At 65.1% G+C, this 19,263-nt stretch carries 16 protein-coding genes and 1 tRNA gene; 6 read left to right on the top strand and 11 right to left on the bottom strand.

From position 1 onward, the window contains the following. The first annotated feature begins 32 nt into the window (after positions 1-32). Positions 33-1,097, top strand: coding sequence for an AbrB family transcriptional regulator (locus DDE13_RS15030; protein WP_235868719.1), 1,065 nt, complete (start codon positions 33-35; stop codon positions 1,095-1,097). A gap of 102 nt (positions 1,098-1,199) precedes the next feature. Here the strand turns inward: DDE13_RS15030 and DDE13_RS15025 are convergent, their stop codons facing one another. From DDE13_RS15025 to DDE13_RS15010, 4 genes are all read right to left on the bottom strand, one after another. Beyond that, entirely contained in the window at positions 1,200-2,009 is an 810-nt protein-coding gene (locus DDE13_RS15025) for a universal stress protein (RefSeq protein WP_111405107.1), read from the bottom strand. A gap of 4 nt (positions 2,010-2,013) precedes the next feature. Further along, positions 2,014-3,099, bottom strand: a complete 1,086-nt coding sequence (locus DDE13_RS15020) for a 4-oxalomesaconate tautomerase (protein ID WP_111405106.1) — start codon at positions 3,097-3,099, stop codon at positions 2,014-2,016. A 114-nt stretch (positions 3,100-3,213) separates the two neighbouring features. Further along, positions 3,214-5,244, bottom strand: a complete 2,031-nt coding sequence (locus DDE13_RS15015) for a tripartite tricarboxylate transporter permease (RefSeq protein WP_111405105.1) — start codon at positions 5,242-5,244, stop codon at positions 3,214-3,216. A 77-nt stretch (positions 5,245-5,321) separates the two neighbouring features. Next, on the bottom strand, positions 5,322-6,398 hold the full coding sequence (locus DDE13_RS15010) for a tricarboxylate transporter (RefSeq protein ID WP_111405104.1): 1,077 nt from the start codon (positions 6,396-6,398) through the stop codon (positions 5,322-5,324). Positions 6,399-6,548: 150 nt separating this feature from the next. On the opposite strand from DDE13_RS15010, the gene DDE13_RS15005 reads away from it, so the two are divergent. From DDE13_RS15005 to DDE13_RS14990, 5 genes are all read left to right on the top strand, one after another. After that, positions 6,549-7,217: a response regulator transcription factor gene (locus DDE13_RS15005; protein ID WP_111405103.1), complete on the top strand. Its 669-nt coding sequence runs from the start codon at positions 6,549-6,551 to the stop codon at positions 7,215-7,217. Further along, on the top strand, positions 7,214-8,578 hold the full coding sequence (locus DDE13_RS15000) for a sensor histidine kinase (RefSeq protein ID WP_235868718.1): 1,365 nt from the start codon (positions 7,214-7,216) through the stop codon (positions 8,576-8,578). The genes DDE13_RS15005 and DDE13_RS15000 overlap by 4 nt, the downstream gene beginning before the upstream one ends. Then, on the top strand, positions 8,575-8,715 hold the full coding sequence (locus DDE13_RS22955; protein WP_162631038.1) for a hypothetical protein: 141 nt from the start codon (positions 8,575-8,577) through the stop codon (positions 8,713-8,715). The genes DDE13_RS15000 and DDE13_RS22955 overlap by 4 nt, the downstream gene beginning before the upstream one ends. Positions 8,716-9,038: 323 nt before the next feature. Beyond that, entirely contained in the window at positions 9,039-10,232 is a 1,194-nt protein-coding gene (locus DDE13_RS14995) for a hypothetical protein (RefSeq protein WP_111405102.1), read from the top strand. Positions 10,233-10,747: 515 nt separating this feature from the next. Then, positions 10,748-10,837: transfer RNA gene (locus DDE13_RS14990), tRNA-Ser, on the top strand. A 411-nt stretch (positions 10,838-11,248) separates the two neighbouring features. Here DDE13_RS14990 and hydA read toward each other — a convergent pair. From hydA to DDE13_RS14955, 7 genes are all read right to left on the bottom strand, one after another. Then, positions 11,249-12,634, bottom strand: a complete 1,386-nt coding sequence (gene hydA, locus DDE13_RS14985; protein WP_111405101.1) for a dihydropyrimidinase — start codon at positions 12,632-12,634, stop codon at positions 11,249-11,251. Positions 12,635-12,648: 14 nt separating this feature from the next. Beyond that, entirely contained in the window at positions 12,649-13,539 is an 891-nt protein-coding gene (locus tag DDE13_RS14980; protein ID WP_111405100.1) for a MurR/RpiR family transcriptional regulator, read from the bottom strand. A 44-nt stretch (positions 13,540-13,583) separates the two neighbouring features. Further along, positions 13,584-14,330: an amino acid ABC transporter ATP-binding protein gene (locus DDE13_RS14975; RefSeq protein WP_111405099.1), complete on the bottom strand. Its 747-nt coding sequence runs from the start codon at positions 14,328-14,330 to the stop codon at positions 13,584-13,586. Positions 14,331-14,368: 38 nt separating this feature from the next. Then, positions 14,369-15,472: an amino acid ABC transporter permease gene (locus DDE13_RS14970; RefSeq protein WP_111405098.1), complete on the bottom strand. Its 1,104-nt coding sequence runs from the start codon at positions 15,470-15,472 to the stop codon at positions 14,369-14,371. Positions 15,473-15,479: 7 nt separating this feature from the next. Continuing rightward, positions 15,480-16,673: an amino acid ABC transporter permease gene (locus tag DDE13_RS14965; protein WP_222626112.1), complete on the bottom strand. Its 1,194-nt coding sequence runs from the start codon at positions 16,671-16,673 to the stop codon at positions 15,480-15,482. A gap of 73 nt (positions 16,674-16,746) precedes the next feature. Continuing rightward, positions 16,747-17,766: an amino acid ABC transporter substrate-binding protein gene (locus DDE13_RS14960; RefSeq protein WP_111405096.1), complete on the bottom strand. Its 1,020-nt coding sequence runs from the start codon at positions 17,764-17,766 to the stop codon at positions 16,747-16,749. Positions 17,767-17,802: 36 nt separating this feature from the next. Then, positions 17,803-19,044, bottom strand: a complete 1,242-nt coding sequence (locus DDE13_RS14955; protein ID WP_111405095.1) for a cysteine desulfurase-like protein — start codon at positions 19,042-19,044, stop codon at positions 17,803-17,805. Positions 19,045-19,263: the final 219 nt, after the last annotated feature.

The raw sequence follows: 19,263 nt of genomic DNA, 5'->3' as shown, positions 1-19,263 counted from the left end.
ACAAAAGTCGTCAAGGCACGCAGGAGGTCGGTTTGCGCAATCAGTGTCATCACCCGGTCCGTCGCCGTGCCGTCACCGTTGCCCTCGCTGCGACCGGTGCCGCGCTGTTCGCCGCACTTGGGCTGCCGCTGCCATTTCTGTTCGGTCCGATGGCCTTCTGCCTTGCCGGCGCATTGGCGCACATGCCGCTCAAGGGGTTCGGGCAGGTCTCGGTCGCGGCGCGGACAATCCTGGGCGTCGCTGTCGGCGCGTCGATCACCCCGCAGGTGATCGCGGACCTGCCGCGCATGGCGCTTTCAGTTGCGCTGATCCCGCCGTTCATCGCGATCATTGCGCTGGTGGGCGTGCCGTTCTTCCGCAGGGTGTGGGGCTTCGACACGCCGACTGCCTATTACGCCGCCATGCCCGGCGGCTTGCAGGACATGGTGATCTTCGGCACCGAAGCGGGCGGCAACCCGCGCACCCTGTCGCTGATCCACGCGACCCGCGTGCTCATCATCGTGACGCTCGCGCCGGTCGTTCTCACGCAGGTCTACGGCGCGGCGCTGAGCAACCCGATCGGTGCGCCGCTGCGAACGCTGCCCCTGCATGAACTGGGGCTCATGGTTCTGGCGGCCCTGATCGGGTGGAAGGGCGGCGAACGTGTCGGCCTGTTCGGGGCGTCGATCCTGGGACCCATGATCGTCACCGCCAGTCTTTCGCTGGCCGGACTTATCCATTTCCGCCCCCCTGCCGAGGCGGTGCTGGCCGCGCAGTTCCTGATCGGCTGCGGCATCGGCGTGCAGTTTCTTGGCGTCACATGGAAGGAACTGACACGCGTGGTCGCGGCCGGTGTCGCCTACGTGCTCTTGCTGGCGGTGCTCGCGGCCGGGTTCGCCGGGGCGGTCACCGCATTGGGGCTGGGCCAGCCGATCCCGGCCTTTCTCGCCTTCGCACCGGGCGGCCAGGCGGAAATGACCGTACTGGCCATCGTGACGGGCGCCGATCTCGGGTTCGTCATCACCCATCACCTGACGCGGATCGTGTTGGTCATCATCGGGGCACCGCTCGTCGCACGTTTCATGCACGGGGGGACACTGCCGGACTCATCACGCTGATTGACCCGTCCCCCGCGCAGGCGTTGTTCACTGCGAAGATTTTGGCGAACGAGCTGTCGGGGTTGACCGCATCCGGCCCTGGTCGCGCATCGTCCTGATCCTTCAATGTGACATCAGAACCGGGATGTCCGTCTCGCGGAGAATATCGGCTGTGACGCCTCCCAGCAGATCCTCCCGGAACTTGGAATGTTCATAGGCCCCCATCACCAGCATGGACGGCGCATGCCGCTTGCAATAGGCGAGTACCGATTTCGCGACCGACTGGCCGGGCGGCCATGCCTCGTGGACCGCATCGACGTCATGGCGCGCCAGATGCGTCATCAGGTCGTCCAGCCCCGCCACGTCGCCCACGGTCAACACCGACACCCTGCCCTGCGCTTCCAGAAGCCGGAGACTGTCCGACAGGGCACGGGCCGCAGCCCGACCGCCATCCCATGCAAGGGCCGCATGGCCATGGCGCGCCTCTGCGTCGAAGCCCTCGGGCACAACGATGACGGGCCGGCCCGACATCAGGGCGATCCTGTCGGGATGCAGGCGGATATGGGCGTCGTCGTCGCCCAATGGGCGCCCGGCTATGATCACGTCGAAGGCGCGTCCGGTTCGGGACAGCAGGTCATCGACGCGGCCAGGCGCCTCGCGGAACCCGAGGCTATCGCCAAGATTCAACTCGGACCGGAGCGCGTCGAGACGGGTCTCGATCTCGGTCAGAAGCCCGTTCTTGGCTTCGGCCAGCAGCGCGCGGGCCTCGCGCGGTATCCAGCGGGATGTCGTGTCCAGCGTGTCATGGGTGGAATGCGCCAGCATCGCCGTGACATGCGCCTTGCGGTCACGGGCAAGCGACGCCGCGTAGCGCAGCGCCGCTTCGGCGGACGCCGTGCCGTTGAAGGCGACGAGAAGGTTCATGATGGGCATCGGTTCAGCCTTTCCATATCCGCGACGGAACGAAGACCCGGCCTTCGGCCAGCTTGCGGGCGGTGCGCAGCAATCCGGCGGATTTCAGCGCGAAGCCGTCCGTATCGTCGTAGTCCACCAGCACCTCGATCGTCCCGGAGGGATGTTCCAGAACCACGTTCGCAGGTCGCGCATCCGGGCGTTGCGACAGCCCGTCGGCCACGGTCCCGGGCGTCAGCGCGCAGGATGCAAGGCATTGGGACCCCGTGACGGCCATGCTGGGGTGCGTCTTCCACGGCATGAAATAGCGGGCCGCGATTGTGCCGCCGTGCCGCGCCGGTGCCAGGATGCCGAGCTTTGGGGTCACGGATGTCGCCACGTCGCCCATACCCATGCGCGCGCCGGCCGCGATGCGGATCGCTTCGAACCGGGCAAAGAAGTCGGCATTCGCATCCAGTTCGGCGATGGTTTCGTGGCCTGTCAGTCCAAAATCCGCGGCGCGGGCGATGACGATGGGCATCGCCACATCCATGCAGGTGACCTCGATCCCGTCGATCTCGTCGCGCAGGTTGCCGGTGGGCAGGAAGACCCCCGTGGACGAGCCGACCACGCCCATGAAGTCCAGCGCGATCGGCGCGGCAGTCCCCGGAACGCCCGCAATGGCGGCGTCACCGGAATAAGTCAGCACGCCGCCCGGCGTCTGCACGCGGGCGAGGACCCGCGCGCCCGTGTTGACGGCGCGGATCTTCACCTCGGTCTCGTCACCCCGCGGCGTCACCAGCCCCATCTCGATGGCCGCGGGGCCGACGCCCGACATGATGTTGCCGCAGGTTGGTTTGAAATCGACGAGGCGATCCTCGACCGAGACCTGCGCGAAGAAATAGTCCACATCCGCCCAGTCGTCAGCCGACGCGGAAAGCATGGCGACCTTGGTCGTCACCGCCGCACCGCCGCCAATGCCGTCGATGTTCAGCGGATGCCCGGAGCCGACGGCGGCGATCAGAACCTGCGCAAGCGTGTCGCGATCTTCCGGCAGGTTCTCCCGGCGAAAATACGGGCCGCGCGACGTGCCGCCGCGCAGGAACAGAAAGGGAATGCCAGTCTGGGTCATGATGTCTTCCGGATCAGGTTGCACAGGATGTTGGTGTCGGCGCAGGTGCCCCGCTGCCCGCCCGGGTCACGGGGCCAACGCCGTCGCCAGGCAGGAGAGAACGCACTGGGGGCATCAGTTCAGCGGCCAGGGCAGATCGGTTGCATCCTGCAGCAGTCCAGGCGGGAAGTCGCGGTTCAGCGCGCCCGCCATCACGCACATCAGGGCGATGCCGCAGGCCGACAGGATGACCGTCTTGGGCCACGACGCCTGCGCGCGCACCCTCAGGAACGAAAGCAGGAAACCCGCAAGCGCAAGGATGAACCCCAGAACGTAGGTCGCCACGATCAGCCCGAGGAACCACGCCAGGGTGCCCCACAGACCATAGGGCGCGTCCGCGTCTTCGCCGGCGGATTCCTTGTCCGCGAAGACCGGATCGGCCTCGGAGCGCAGCATCATCTGGCCGAGCAGGATCAGCAGCGCGGCCAGCGTGATGCCCCCCACCACGAGCGGCACGATCTTGTCGGTCATGTTGTAGTCGGGGATCATGCTGGCATTCACCAACGCGGCCACGACATAGGCCATGAGAACCAGCAGGAAGACCAGGGGCGCGCGCTTCGATCCGGACTTCACGTCGCCCTCGGCCATGATGCTCTTGGCCTGCCGAATGCCCAGCACGACCGACACGACGGTGATGATCAGCAGCACGATCACGATGGGCGACAGGATGTAGTCCATCCCTTCCTCGAACGAACTGCGGAAACGGAAGGATGCGATCTGGAACGCCTGGTTCGAGAATTTCTCCACCGGGTTGGACAGGACGAACCCGATCAGGAAGGCCGGGCGCGACCAGTCGAAGCGACGCAGGAAGATGCCGATCAGGCCGATCGCGAACAGGGCAAGGATGTCCTCGAAGTTCTGGCCCGACTGGAACGCCGCGAAGCTGATCAGCATGAACAGGAACGGCGCGAGATAGGTGAAACGGATCGTGGTCAGCCTGGCGATGCCGCCGGAGGCCGCGATGCACAGAAGCGTGCCCACCACGTTGGCCAGGGCAAGCAGCCAGACGATGGAATAGGTGATGTCGAGATTGTCGCGCAGCATGTTCGGCCCGACCTCGATATCGCCCGACCCCAACAGCGCGATGGCCCCGATGAAGATCGCCATGGAGCCGGAGCCGGGAATGCCGAACAGCAGGGTCGGGACAAGGCCCCCGCCCTCCTTGGCATTGTTGGAGCTTTCGGGCCCGATCACGCCCCGGATCTCGCCCTTGCCGAAGTTGGACTTGTCCTTCGTGGTCTGCACCGCGTGGCCATAGGCGATCCAGTCGACGACGGAACCGCCAAGGCCGGGGATCACGCCGACGACGACGCCGATCAACGAGCAGCGCAGGGACAGCCACTTGTTGGCCATCCAGTCGCGGACACCTTCACCCCAGCCCGCACCGAGGCTGGCATCCTTGGCGATGGACCGGTCCTGCCGCAGCAGGCTGACGATCTCGGGCACCGCGAAGATGCCAAGACCGACGATCACCAGTTGCAGCCCGTCCGTCAGGTAGGGGATGTCATAGGTCGCCATCCGCAGGCTGCCACCGGCATCGGCTTCGCCGATGGTGCCGATCAACAGCCCCAGACCGGCGGCCGCCAGACCCTTCAGGGCGACGCGGCCCGCCAGCACGGCGACCATGGACAGCCCGAGGATCGAGATCATCAGCATCTCTGGAAGACCGAAGGCCAGCACAACGGGCCGCGCGGCAAGGATGAAAAGGGTCAGGAACACGGCGCCGACCAGGCCGCCGAAAAGCGACGACGTGAACGCGGCGGACAGCGCCCTTGCGGCCTGCCCCTTCTTTGCAAGGGGGAACCCGTCCAGAACGGTCGCCTGGCTCGCCGACGATCCGGGTATTCCCATCAGCACGGAGGCGAACGTGTCAGAGGTCGGCACGACGGCGACCATGCCCACCATAAGGGCCAGCCCCAGCACGGGGTCCATGCCGAACATGAAGGGCAGAAGGAGCGAAAGGCCCGCGATCCCGCCAAGACCGGGGAACACGCCCACGGCCAGCCCCATGACGACGCCGAGCACTAGGTAGCCAAGAACCATGGGCTGCAGGATGAGCGCCCAGGCGTCTGCCAAAGCCGGCAAAGCGGTTGCGAAGGTATCCATCGCCCCCCCTATCGATGTGTGATGTTTCAGGAAGGCGCGGCTCGCGGGGCGTACCCCGGAGCCGCACGCGGCATGTCTCAGTTCAGCGACACGCCGTAGGCTTCGCGCAGCCAGTCGATGACATAGGCCTTGGCCTCATCGGACACGGTGGTGCCTTCGCGGGTCGCCCTTTCGGCGCCCTCCCCGACGAAGACCGGGTACTTGCCCACCTGCTGTGCCGCGCGTTGTGCGAAGCCGTCCGCGCTGCGCACGGCGTCGAAGGCGTCGACATAGGTCTGGATCACGTCGTCAGGGCTGCCCGCGGGCAGGAATGCGATCTTCTGCACGGGGAAACCCGCGATGAAGAAGGCTTTCCATGCGTCCCATGCCTCGCCGGAGGTCGCGCAGCCTTCCGTGGCCTCGCAAACTTCCTTGAAGGTCGGGATATCCGGGAAGGTCGGATCGCGCACGATGTTGCCGTCGTCGTCCAGTGCTCCCCAGCTCATCATCGGCACGGCCTTGCCCTGCGCGACCAGTTCCGCCGACGCACCGAGATAGGCGGACGAGGTCTGGTAATCGATCGTGGCTTCGCCGCGTTCGAACATCAGACGGCCGTCGCCACGACCCTTGATGCCGAAGACCGGCTCGACATTCATGCCCAGCATTTCCCACGCCAGCAGCGGCACGAGATCAAGCCGCGTCGCCCCCTGCGAGCCGTAGATGAAGGCGACATCCTGAAGGTTGTTCGCCGTGCCGTCGAACTTTGCGCCGTCTTCCGGGTTCAGGTATGCGACGCCGCCCGTGCCCGAAGCCATGACCGGAATCCAGTCGCTGTATTCATAGCGGACCCGCGGATCGTCCAGCAGGTAGGGGAACTGCGTCGAGCCCGACGTGCCGAACAGCAGCGTGCCGTCCTCGTGCCTCTGTTCCTGAAACCAGTTGCCGCCCTTGGTCGAGCCTGCGCCGGGCATGAACTTGACCACGACAGTCGGGTTGCCCGGCAACTGCTCGGACAACAAGGGCGCGAAGAAATTCGCCCATTTCGCCGAACCGCCCGTTTCCGAGAACGGGATCACCCATTCGATCGTTTCGCCCGAGAAATCCACCTCGGCGAACGCCGGGGATGCGATGATTGCCGATGCCGCAATGGATGCCGCAAGGTGCTTGATGGTCATTGGTGTCCTCCCGTAGACCTGTGTGACCGGTCCGGACGTGTCCGCCGGTGCGTCTTGATGCTTTCCTAGGGATAGAATCCCTCCTCCAACGCGGGCACCGTGCGGTTTCAACCTTGCACGAAACTTGCGCATAATGAGAAAATTTGAGCGATGCGGATCGCCGTGATCGAGGACAATGCCGAACTGGCCGAAGGGATCGCCTACCGTTTGCGCGATCGTGGCCATTCGGTGGACGTGCTTCATGACGGACTGGAAGCGGCGGATTTCCTGGCACAGGAAAGTGCGGACCTCGTCGTTCTGGATATCAATCTGCCGGGCCAGGACGGTCTTGCGGTTCTGCGCGGGCTGCGGTCCCGCGGCGATGGCGTTCCGGTGCTGCTGCTCACCGCGCGGTCCGACACGCAGGACCGGGTGCGGGGGCTGGACGCGGGCGCGGACGACTATCTCGTGAAGCCGTTCGAGATGGATGAACTCGAAGCCCGGCTCCGCGCGCTCTCGCGCCGCAAGAACCTGGTATTCTCGGCGCGGTATGCGGTGGGTCCGCTCGTGTTCGATCGCGACAACCGCCAGCTTCTGGACGGAGAGACCGCGCTCGACCTGCCCCGCCGCGAGGTGGCCGTCCTCGAATGCCTGCTGGACCGGCGCGGGCGGCTCGTGTCCAAGGCGCAGCTTGCCGCCCATGTCTACGGCACCGGCGCGGACGTGGATGACAGCGCGGTGGAACCGCATGTATCGCGGTTGCGCCGCCGGCTTCACGGGCATGGCATCCGCATAAAGACGGCACGCGGGCTGGGTTACATGCTGGACGTCGAAGCGTGAACATCCGCACCCCATCACTGCGGCTGCGGCTCTTCTTCCTGATCGTCGCGCCGCTTGTCGCCGTTGCCCTGCTTCTCGGGTTCTGGCGCGTCATCGTCGCGCAGTCCACCGCAGACGAACTCTTCGACCGCGGACTGCTGGCCGCCGCACTTGCGATTTCCCGGGACGTGGTCATTTCCGAAGGCGACGCGCTGTCGCCGCGCACCCGCGCGCTGATCTCGGATGTCGGTGGCGGCGAGGTCTTCTACCACGTGACCGGCCCCGGCGGGATTTACGTGACCGGTTACGCCTATCCGCCCGTCGCACGAAACGGCGTGAAGACTGGTGCGCCCGCCTATCATGTCGCCGATTATCGCGGCGAACGCGTCCGCGTCCTGCGCATGGCCGAGACGACGACGATCGCCAACCTGACCGGAGAGACCGTCGTGACGGTCTGGCAGCGCGTGGCCGATCGCAACCGCTTCGCCGCCGAACTGGCCCGGCGCGCATTCGCCTTGATCGGGGTGCTGATGGTCACGTTGACCTTCGTGGTCTGGTTCGGGGTTCAATGGGGGCTTCGCCCGCTCTATAATCTGAAGGATGCGATTGAACGGCGGACACCGGATGATCTCGGTCTCATCCGCCGACCCGTGCCGAGGGAATTGCAGGGCATCGTCGCGACACTCAACCGCCTGTTCGGCCAGGTGGATCAGAGCATCCAGTCACACCAGGCCTTCATCTCGGACGCGGCGCACCAGCTGCGCAACCCCGCCTCGGCGCTTCTGTCGCTGGCAGAAGCACTGCCGGGCGTCACCGATCCGGCGGAACGCCAGCGCCGCGAACGCGCGCTGATCGGCGCCGCGCGCAAATCCGCCCGGCTGGCCGAGCAGCTTCTGTCGATGGAACGCCTGCGCCACGGCTACAGCTTGCCCGACACCGTGTTCGATCCGGTCGAGATGGCGGAGGAAGTCTGTGCCGATCTCGCGCCCATCGCGCTCGCGCGCGATATCGACTTTTCGTTCTGCGCGCGTATCGAAGGCGCAGTCGCCCTGCGCGGAGATCGTGTTCTCCTCGCCGCAGCGTTCGGCAACCTGATCGACAACGCCCTGCAACATGGGGGGCCAACGCTTTCACGGATTGCGATCCGCATGGAGACACACGGCAACATGCTGCATCTTGTCGTCGCCGACGACGGCACAGGTCTTCCCGCCGCGCAGGTCCCCATCGCCCTGAGCCGCTTCGGACAACTGCAACCGAGCGTCGGCAGCGGACTTGGACTGGCCATCGTGGACGAGGTCGCGCGCCGACATGGGGGCGCGATCCGCTTCGATCCGGTGGATGAAGGAACACGGGTTGTACTGGAGGTTCCGCTGGATGGATGACCACGCCCCGCACGACCGAGGGGTCGATCCGCGCCCTGCCCCGATTTTCGCCGGGCCATGCGGCAGACATCGAGCCTGCGGAACCTGGATCGCGGGGGGCCGGTGGCGGGATACTTGACCGGCTCAAGCAGCACTGACCGGATTGGCAAGGCCGGATCGGGCGCTTGGGCCACGGCAAGGAACGACGCCACGGATCGACTGGACGCCGACACAGCCTTGAACCGGGTGCTGCCGGGGATCACGACCGGCCGACAGAACGCGGCAAGGCCAGCGCACTGGACCGTTTTGGGTCGGTCCGTTGGGCGCCAGGGACGCCGGTAGTGCCCCGGCAATGACTACACTCCATGGTTGATCGGCGAGGCAGGCAGTGCCATGCTCCGAGGGTCTGCATGGGGTCTTTCGATGTCCCGCGTCGGCACCGCGCTTCCGTCCATCGCCGCAACCTCGAAGGACATTTTCCATGATCAGAACCATTCTGCTCGCCCCATGTCTCGTTATTCTCGCGCTGCCCCTCGCGGCGCAGACCGGCCATGCCACCTGCCTTGAGGCTGGCTGGATCGACAAATCCGACGCCGAATTTGCCGCCGACTGCGCCGACATGGCCTTTGGCGAGTCCCTGAGGGATCGCGAGCGGCTGGCCTGGATGTTCTTTGCGCGGGTGAACCGGCTTGTGCCGGATCCGGCGAACGGCGGCATGTCGGGGCGCGGCGAAGTGCCGGTCTGGATGGCGTGGCCCACCGATCCCGACACGTTCGATACGGACGCGGAACCGTTCGATTTCACGGCTGCGCCCCGGACAGAACTCGAACCAAGCGCGGAGAAGAAAGACCTTCTGTTCGGGCAAGTGGCCACGGCCGATCCCGATGGCGCCAACGAAGAGGTGAACCGCAACCGGATCAGCTATGACTTCTTGATCGAGAACGGGCTGACGACGAAGACGGGCGTGGCCGCGTTCTTCGCCGACAACGATTACGTCGACATGCCCGTGGGGTCCGTGGAGCTGAAAGCCTCATGGCTGCAGATCACTGAAGGCAGCCCAGCCCCGGAAGGCGCACTGACCTTTGAATTCGACAGCGGCGCGTATTGGTGGCGCGGGTTGCATATCATGGTGAAGATGCGGTCCCTGAGCGATCCCGGCGATGCGTTCTACACCGAGGACCCGAGCTGGTTCTGGACGACCTTCGAGTTCAACGACAACCCCGGCGCCGCGCATGTCCGCGACACCCTGATCACGCAGCGCGCACCACTGGATGCGGCAGAGGTGACCGGGATCCTCGCGGCCGGCGGGCTCGAGCGGTTCGGTTTTCAAGCCTACGCGCCGAACGGCACGCAGATCAGGTTTACCGTGGATGGCGCAGGGACGGTGCCGGTGATCCTCGGCCACACGGACATGGAGGATTTCGCGGGCAGCCCGAACACCGCGCAGCCCGCATACTGGACCGGGTTCGAAGCGAGTTGCCACAGCTGCCACGCCACCGCGGCCTACAATCCCGAGACCGAGGTGTTCTTCCCGTTCTCCGTCCCGACGGGCGCACTTGACCCTGGCTACAATGCGAAGGAAACGCACAAGGACGCGGAAGATATCGTTCAGTATCTCGGGCAAGGCTACAAGCCGCTGGACTTCATGTGGCCGATTGCCTTTCAGACCAAGTGACCGGCACGTTCCGTGGGCCGTGGATCTTGCCCGGCAGCGGTGCACCGGGCCGCGCGGATCATGGCGACCGGCGCGTCGACGACACGGTTCCCGGCCATGGGCTTCTCCGGCCCCCTTTGGTGTTCTCCGACAGCTGCGCGCTGAAGCGACTTTCCAGCGCATTTTCGTAGATGCCAAGATGCAACTGGGTCGGATCCTGCGAAACTAGAAGGGACGGCGTTGCCGTAGCCTGCTCCACATGGGGAAGTTTGCATCGGGCAGTTGCGTCCAACTCAGATAATTCATCGGCGGGCACGATCTGTCCGCCGCTTCCGAATCTTCGCGACCACGCGCCCGAGGCGAACACTGCCGTGTCCCGAAGCCGCGTGATGGGATTTGCCGCGGCGGCCACGGGATTGCCACGCAGCTTTGCCTTTCAGAGCCATTTCAAGGGTTTGCAGGATCAGGATTAGAGACGCGGCCGGCGGGGCATTTCGCCTTGTATTCCTTGGGTTTGGGCGGCTATACCCGTCGACGGAGACGTGGCCGAGTGGTCGAAGGCGCTCCCCTGCTAAGGGAGTAGGCCCGAAAGGGTCTCGTGGGTTCGAATCCCATCGTCTCCGCCACCCACCATTTTTCTCTGGACAAACTTCCGACTTGGGCAGCAAGCCCCACAAATAGAGAACGCTTGGATGGCGAGACGATCTTGGCTTGTCAGGCCCTTGCGTCTCGAGGCGGGGCGCTTTGGGAGTCACGAGCGGCCAAGAACCTCGAACTCCAAGATCAAGCCGTCGACGGTCGCCTCGTCACGCAGTTTGCAGACCATGTTCTGGTTGGCGAACCCGCCCTTGCACCATTTGCCTGACAGGGATGAACGATCCTGCGCCACTCGATCCCCACTGCGTGTTCAGCATGTTCTCTCGGCTCGCCAGTCATCTTGAGGCGAGGCTCAGCAAGCGGTTGGTCGAAGAGCGAGACTCTGGCGGTCACCCAGCATGCGGATTGCACCCGGACGGAACCGTGGCACGGGCTGCTTCTCAGCCGGTCCGCGAGACCTCACGACCTTTCGCGGGCGCCACAAGCTGCCCGGCCTCGACCACCGGTATCCCGCGCAGGATCACCGTTTCCGGCCAACCCGTGACCTCCAGCCCTTCATAGGGCGTATAGTCGGCCGCATCGTGCAGGTCGGCATGGCGGATCGTCCGGCGCAGTTCCGGATCCCAGATCGCGATATCGGCATCGCTTCCGATGGCGATGGTGCCCTTCTGCGGATACATCCCGTATGCCTTCGCGTGATTGGTGGCGGTCAGTGCCACGAAACGCGGCAGGTCGATCCGTCCCTTCACGACACCTTCGGAGAACAGGATCGGCAGGCGCGTTTCGATGCCCGGTATGCCGTTGGGAATGTGGCGAAAACTTCGCAGCCCCGCCGGGTTGCGCTTGCCGTGGCTGTCGTCATAGCGGAACGGGCAATGGTCCGACGAGAACAGGTCGAACAGCCCCGTCTGCAACCCGCGCCAGCAGTTGTCTTGTTCGGTCCGGTCGCGCGGCGGCGGCGAGCAGACGTATTTTGCACCCTCCCAGTTCTCGCGGGACAGATCGTCCGCGCTCAGAACAAGATACTGCGGACAGGTTTCCGCGGTAATGTTCAAACCGCGTGCGCGGGCCCGCGCGATTTCGTCGATGGCGGCCCCGTTGGAGACATGGACGATGACGATCGGTACATCCACGACCTCGGCCAGGGTCAGCGCCCGGTGCGTGGCCTCGCGTTCCGCGGCGACGGGTCGGGTGGTGGCATGGGCGCGCGGCGCGATATCGCCCGCTTCGGCCGCGCGCTGCGCGAGAAAGGCGATCACATCTTCGTTCTCGCAATGGACCATGACCTTGGCCCCGTGGCGCCGGGCGACATCCATGGTGGCAAGGATGCCCGCATCATCCATGCGCATCGCCTCATAGGTCATGAAGACCTTCACCGACGGGTTTCCAGCGTCGATCAGCGCGGGCAGTTCCTGCCCCAGAACCTGCGGCGTCGGATCGGTGACGATCAGGTGAAACCCCAGGTCCACATGGCTTTTTCCGTCGGCCTGGTGTCGGTAGTCGCGAAACGCCGCCGACAGGGACATGCCGCGTTCCTGCAGGCAGAAGGGCATGACAACCGTGTTGCCGCCGAACGCCGCGGCGCGCGTGGCGCTGTCGAAATCGTCCGCCATCTCAATCCCCGGCCCCGACGGCTGCGCGATGTGCACATGGCTGTCGATCCCGCCCGGCAGGACATATCGGCCAGCCGCGTCGATGACCCGTGCCGCCCCGTCCATCGCGCCGCCGATCTGGGCGATGCGTCCATCGCTGATGCCGATATCGGCTCGGAACACGTCCGACGCGGTCGCCACGGTTCCATTCTTGATGACGAGATCGAAGGGCATCCTGCGCAGTCCTTTCAGGCGTTGATCAGATCGAGGTCGAGGTCGCCTGTATCCCGCATCCGATAGGCGAGTCCTATGGCGAGGGTCTGCACCAGGCTCATGACCGCGGTGAGCGATCGGAAACCGTGCAGCTCCGCGTCGTCCACTGTCAGGACGGCCCTTGCCGCCTCGGTGATCGGGCTGACCGGCGTGTCGGTGATCGCGATGATGTCGTGCCCGGCAAGGCGCGCCGCCTCGGTCGCATCGAGGGTTTGCCCGGCATACGGCGGAAAGCTAATCGAAATGAGCAGATCGCCCGGGCGCATGGTGTCGACATGTTCTACCGCAAGGCTGCCCATGCCGGTGATCTGGATCGTCTGCACCCGTGCGCGGCGCAGGGCATAGGCGAAATAAGCCGCGACGGGAAAGGACCGATCGAGCCCGATGACATGCACGGCCCGCGCCCCGAGGATGAGATCGATGGCCGCGTCCAGCGGCAGGTCGCCCAGCCGCCCACCAAGATGCGCCAGCGATGCGCTGTTGGCCCGGCAGAAGGACTGCCCGATGGCGCGCGGATCCGTCGGATCGTTGACGACCTCATCGCCGAGGCTGTGCGAGATGCGTTCGGACAGCGAGGCGGGAAAGGCGTCGTGGAGCGGCGCCCGGAACAGCCGCTGCATGTCCGAAAACCCGTCGAACCCCATCGCCTTGGCCAGCCTTACGAAGATGGACGGTGTCAGCCGGGATTTTTCCGCCATGACCGACAGCGTTTCCAGTGCGACTATGCGTTGGTTCGCGATAACCCACGCCCCGGCATCGAGCATCCGGTTCGTGAACAGATGCCGTTCGTTCAGAAGGCGCTCTCGAAACGCCGCGACACTGTCCGGCTTTCCGGTCGCGCCGGGCGCGTGTTCCGCGTCATCCATCGGCTTCGTTCGCCTCGATACCTTCGTCAACGTCGCACGTCCCGTCAGTGATCTAGAACCTGGGACAGGAACATGCGGCCGCGATCCGTCTGCGGGTCGAGGAAGAATTCCTCCGGCCCGGCTTCTTCCACGATACGGCCATCGTCCATGAATACCACGCGGTTCGCCACCTTGCGGGCGAACCCCATCTCGTGCGTGACGCAGACCATCGTCATGCCTTCTTCCGCGAGCTCGATCATCACGTCCAGCACTTCCTTGATCATCTCGGGGTCCAGCGCCGACGTCGGCTCGTCGAACAGCATGATCTGCGGCTTGGTGCACAGGGCGCGGGCAATGGCCACGCGCTGCTGCTGGCCGCCCGACAATTGGCCGGGAAACTTCTCCGCCTGGTCGGGGATATGCACCCGTTCAAGGTAATGGCGCGCCCGGTCCTCTGCCTCGCGGCGCGGCACACGGTGCACCCAGACCTGTGCGAGGGTCAGGTTGTCGAGCACGCTGAGATGCGGGTACAGATTGAAGTTCTGGAACACCATCCCGACCTGCGCGCGCAGTGCCTCGATGTTCTTCATCTCGGCATGGATTTCCTTTCCCTCGATCGTGATGGTGCCGACCTGGTGAGTTTCCAACTGGTTGATGCAGCGGATCAGCGTGGACTTGCCCGATCCGGACGGCCCGCAGATGACGATCTTTTCGCCCGCCCCGACCGTCAGGTTGATGTCGCGCAGGACGTGGAACTGGCCGAACCACTTGTTCAGCCCCTCGATGCGGATGATGTCGGCGCGGTCTGCCATGGCGGTATCCTTAGCGTCGAAAGTGGAGCGGGGGGCATTCATCGGCGGCGGCCCGCGTTGAGCCTGTCTTCGAGATGCATCGAATAGCGCGAAAGCCCGAAGCACAGCAGCCAGAAGCCGAAGCCGGCAAAGACATAGCCCGAGATGGTGACGGACGGGGCCAGCCAGTCGCTGGACGACACGCCCGCCTGCACGATGCCCAGCAGGTCGAACAGCCCGATGATGAGCACGAGCGTCGTGTCCTTAATGATCGCGACATAGGTGTTCACGAGGCCGGGGATGACGGTCCTCAGAGCCTGCGGAAGGATGATGAACAGCATCATCTTCCAGTATCCCATGCCCGATGCAGTCGCGGCCTCGAACTGGCCGCGGGGAATGGATTGCAGCCCGCCGCGCACGACCTCGGCCATGAGCGCGCCGTTGAAGAGTGCCACACCGATCAATGCGCGCAGCAGCTTGTCCATGGCAAAGCCCTGCGGCATGAACAGCGGCAGCATGACCGATGCCATGAACAGCACCGTGATCAGCGGCACGGCGCGGAAAAGCTCGATGAAGGTCACGCAGAACACGCGGATCGCGGGCATGTTCGACCGGCGCCCCAGCGCCATCAGGATACCGATGGGCAGTGCGCCCAGCATCCCCGCGACGGCCACCACGAGCGTCAGCATGAACCCGCCCCAGCGGTCGGTCTGCACCACCTCAAGCCCCAATATCCCGCCGTGCAGCAACACGAAGGACACGACGGGCAGCGCGATGAAGCTGCCCGTGATCACCCAGCCCTTGTGCGGCAGGCGCGGGATGAACAGCACCGCGATGGTGGCGACCAGCGCCAGCATCGACAGGTTCACCCGCCAGCGCAGTTCCGGGGGGTAGAAGCCATAGATGAATTGCCCCCAGCGCGCGTTCACGAAGGCCCAGCAGGCCCCGCTGGCGGCAACGCAATCGTCCCGGTCGCCGCGCCAGACGGCATCTAGGAACAGCCACCCGATCAGCCCCGGCAGGGTCTGCCAGAGCGCCCAGATCACCGCGACTGTCAGCAGGCCCTGCCGCCAGTCGGGGAACAGGTTGCGATGGATCCAGCCCAGCACGGTCAGGCCGGATGCCGGGGCGGTTGTCGATCCACGGTCGATCGTTACGGTCATGATGCCCTCAGATCGCGCGGCGCATCACGCGCCAGTTGAAGAAATTCATCACCGCCGCGATGGACAGGCTCACGGTGACATAGAACGCCATGGCAAGTGCGATGGTTTCCAGCGCCTGCCCGGTCTGCGTCATCGTGGTCCCCGCGATGATGGAGATTATTTCGGGAAACGCGATGGCCGCGGCCAGGGACGTGTTCTTCGCCAGCGACTGGTACTGTGTCGTCAGCGGCGGGATGATGATGCGCATGGCCTGCGGGATCACGACGAAACGCATGATCTGGCCGCGCGTGTGCCCCATGGCCTGCGCCGCCTCGGTCTGGCCGCGGTCGATCCCCTCGATGCCCGAGCGGACGATCTCGCCCACCGCGGCCGCGATATAGACCGACAGGCCGAGAAGGGCCGCAAGCAGTTCCGGCAGCATCACCATGCCGCCGCGATAGTTGAACCCCTGAAGCGCGGGCACCGACAGACCGACGGTCGCGCCGGTCGAGAACCACACCAACCCGGGGAGGCCCAACAGGCCGAGCGCCCACCAATGCGCCACGGCCACCGGCTGTCCGGTCGCCTCGCGGCGCATCCGGGCGCGGCGCGCCATGAAGAGGGCGAAGACCAGCCCGGCCGCCACCGCCAGCAGCGTGAGTTGCGCACCATGGTCGAGCAGCGGTTTCGGCAGGTAGAGCCCGCGATTGTTCAGGAACGCTCCGCCCGGGATCTCCACGCTGTCGCGGGGGCCGGGCAGCGGGCGCAGAATTGCGAAATACCAGAAGAACAGCTGCAGCAGCAGCGGGATGTTGCGGAAGGTTTCGATATAGACGGTCGCCAGCCGCGAGATCAGCCAGTTCGGCGATACCCGCGCCAGCCCCAGAAGGAAGCCGATGATCGTGGCGAAGAAGATCCCCAGCGCGGCAAGGACCAGCGTGTTGACCACCGCCGTCCAGAACCCGCGCAGGTAGGTGTCGTTCCGGCCGAATTCGAGAAAGCTGATCGAGACGTCGAACCCGGCACGCTGGCCGAGGAACCCGAAACCCGACGCGATCCCCTGCCGGGCCAGGTTCGCCATCGTGTTGCTCAGGAGGAAATAGATCAGCAGGCTGACGAGTGCCACGAAGCCGAGCTGGACAACGGCTGCCCGGATACGGGAGCGGGTCCAGAAAGGTTGCCGCGGCGGTGCCTGCGGGCCGATATCGCGCGATACGGGCACGGCGAAATCCTTGGATGGAGGGAAGAACGCGGAAAGTGTGCCCCGCCGGCAGGCGGCGGGGCAACGGGTCAGGTCACTTGAACGGCATCGCGTAATGCAGGCCGCCATCGGTATAGAGCGCGTTCAGACCACGCTCGATCCCCAGCGGGCTGTCCGGGCCGATATGACGTTCGAAGATCTCGCCATAGTTGCCCACGGCAGCCAGCGCGCGGTGCACCCACTTGTTGTCCAGCCCGATCCACTCGCCTACGGCCGAGCCTTCGCCGCCCAGCATCCGGCTGATGTTCGGATCGTCCGACATCGCCATTTCGTCCACGTTGTCGCGGGTGATGCCGTACTCCTCGGCCGCGATCAGGGCATAGACGGTCCAGGACACGATATCGAACCACTGGTCGTCACCATGCGGCACGCCGGGCGCCAGCGGTTCCTTCGAGATCGTCTCGGGCAGCATCACGTGCTCGGACGGGTCGTTCATCACCAGCCGCCGCGCGGCCAACCCCGAGCGGTCCGAGGTATAGACGTCGCAGCGCCCCGCGTCATAGGCCGCAAGCACTTCGTCGGCACGGTCGAAGCGGACGGGCTCATAGCTCATGCCGTTGGCTTCGAAGAAATCCGCGAGGTTCAGTTCCGTGGTGGACCCCGCCGAGGTGCAGACAGTGGCGCCGTCCAGCTCCATGACGCTGGAGACATCCATCGCCTCCCGCACCATGAAGCCCTGCCCGTCGTAGAACATCACCGGCGCGAAGTTGAGCCCCAGCGCCGTGTCGCGGTTCAGCGTCCGGGTGGTGGTGCGCGACAGCATGTCGATCTCGCCCGACTGGATCGCGGTGAAGCGTTCCGTATTGGACAGCGGCGTGTAGCGCACCGCATCCGCGTCTTCGAGCACGGCGGCCGCGACCGCACGGCAGACCTCGACGTCGAAGCCGGCCCAGTTGCCCGCGTCATCCGGGTTCGAGAAACCCGGCACGCCCGGCGACACGCCGCAGTTCAGATGCCCGCGTTCGCGGACCTCTTCGAGCGTCTGCGCCGCGGCCATGCCGCCTGCCGCCAAGGACAGCGCGAACACGGAGGTCAGGATGGAAGTTGTCTTCATCAGGACAGTCCCTTGTTGGAGTTGGTGAAGTTGTCGTTACGCCGCCTGTCTGCGCAGGCTTTCGAACCGCTCGATGAGCCGGTCCATCTCGTCCAGCGTGTTGTAATGCACCGCCGACACCCGGATGACCCCATCGGGATCGCCAAGGTTCAGCGACTGCACCAGCCGCTTGGAATGGAAGTCGCCGAACCGGATGCCGATCCCCGACGGATCGACGGCTTCGACCACGTCGCGCGAATTCTGCCCGGCGATGACGAAGGATATCGTCGGCACCCGCGCATCCCGGTCCGACGACGGATCGCCCACGATCGTCACGTCTTCCCGCCCACGCAGGTAAGCCAGTAGACGCTCAGCGAGCGCCGCCTCGTGGTCCGCGATCATGTCGAAGGCCGCCTCCACCGCAGCGCGGCCCTTGGCATTGATGCCGTGCGCGGCCGCGAGTTCCTCCAGGTAGTCGATGACACCGACGCAGGAATAGGCCAGTTCGTAGTTCGGGTTGCCTGGTTCCAGCTTGTTGGGAACGCGGTCCTCGCCATAGAAGTAGTGGTTGATGTTGCCCGCCTTGTGGCGCAGCAGGTCGTACTTGCCGTAAAGCGCGGCGTGGTGCGGCCCGTAGGTCTTGTAGACCGAGAAGCCGTAGAAATCCGCATCCAGCGCCTGCACGTCGATGGCCCGGTGGGGGGCATAAGCCACCCCGTCCACGCACAGCATCGCACCGTGTTCGTGCACAAGATCCGCGATGGCGCGCACGTCGTTGATGCCGCCGAAGATGTTGGAACAATGGGTCATCGCCACCAGCCGGGTCTTCGGCCCCAGCAGCGGTGCCAGGCTTTCAGGCGTTGGTGCGACGGCGCCTTCGGGCAATTCCCACTCGCGCACGACGATGCCCTGCCGGGCCAGCCGCCGCCACGGGCCGATATTCGCCTCGTGGTCGAAATTGGTAACTACGACCTCGTCGCCCGGCTCCCAATGCTGCACGAGCGATTGCGCCAGCTGGTCGAAAAGCTGCGTGGCGGTTGCGCCCATCACCACCTCTTCCGGGCGCTCGGCGTTGAGCAGCGTGGCGAGTGCCGCGCGCCCCTCGGTGACCTTGCGGCCAGCGGCGGCGGAGGTGCCGTAGCTCGCGCCGAGCTGCACGTTGGTCGTGAACAGGAAATCGGTGATCCGGTCCGCGACCTGCCGCACGACCTGCGATCCGCCTGCATTGTCGAACAGAACGACATCGTCGCGCAGCGCGGGGAAGTGAGGGCGAACATGGGTGAGGTTGAGTTGCGGCATGGGGTCCTCTCTCTGGCTTCCCTGAATGAAACAGAAATTTTATTTGAGTCAATAATGAAATGAATGTTTTTTCATTGATCGCGCTGTGCAAGCGCGCGCGAAGCCAGCGCAAGGCCGACCCGAAGATGAGTCAACCGATGACGGACCGCACCCTGAGCCTAGAGCGTGTCGCGTTTAATCGGTTCCGTATCCGGCGGCCTTGAAGAAGTTGTAGCACTC

The organism is Meridianimarinicoccus zhengii, assembly GCF_003254465.1.
GTDB lineage: Bacteria > Pseudomonadota > Alphaproteobacteria > Rhodobacterales > Rhodobacteraceae > Meridianimarinicoccus > Meridianimarinicoccus zhengii.
Note: the sequence above shows the minus strand (reverse complement) of the source record. Positions and strands in the feature narration are given on the sequence as shown.